Annotated in this window: 1 protein-coding gene; it reads right to left on the bottom strand. The window is 63.7% G+C overall.

The annotated features are described in order from the left end of the window. Positions 1–362 (bottom strand): hypothetical protein (locus EOD07_RS37115; RefSeq protein ID WP_245470652.1); only part of this gene is annotated, 362 nt, incomplete at its 3' end. Between the last annotated feature and the right edge of the window lie 95 nt (positions 363–457).

The following is a 457-nucleotide window of genomic DNA, read 5'->3' as shown; positions in this document are numbered from 1 at the left end:
TCGTAGAACGGGCCGAGGCCGTAGCGGTTGGGCGCCGTGTTGAAGTTGAACAGATGGCCTTCGAGCGAGGCCGGACCTTTCGCGGTGATGTATTCGACCGCGATCAGCTTCAGCGTGCCGTCGGCCATCGGTTCGTACATCACCGCTTCCGGCTTGGCGACGTCGACGGCGTCGTCTTTAAGATAGGCGGCGTTGACGTAATGGATGCCCATGGCGCCGCCGGTGAGGCCGCTGGCGCAAGGGATCGGCGCGTAGCCTTCGGCCTTCGCCGCCGCGACGTCCTCGAAGCGGCTGTCCAGCGCCCGCACCTTTTCGGCAAGCGGATTGACGGCTTCCGCCGTGGCAGCGTCCGCCATCATCATGATGATCGCGGCAGTGGCGCCGACGAGGCATCCGGTCAAATTGTGATTGGTCATTTCATGTCTCCAATGCGGTTGAGGCGCGCAAACGGAGACCG

It is taken from the genome of Mesorhizobium sp. M2C.T.Ca.TU.002.02.1.1, from assembly GCF_003997225.1.
The sequence above is the reverse complement of the archived record's forward strand: the minus strand, read 5'-3'. Positions and strand labels throughout refer to the sequence as shown.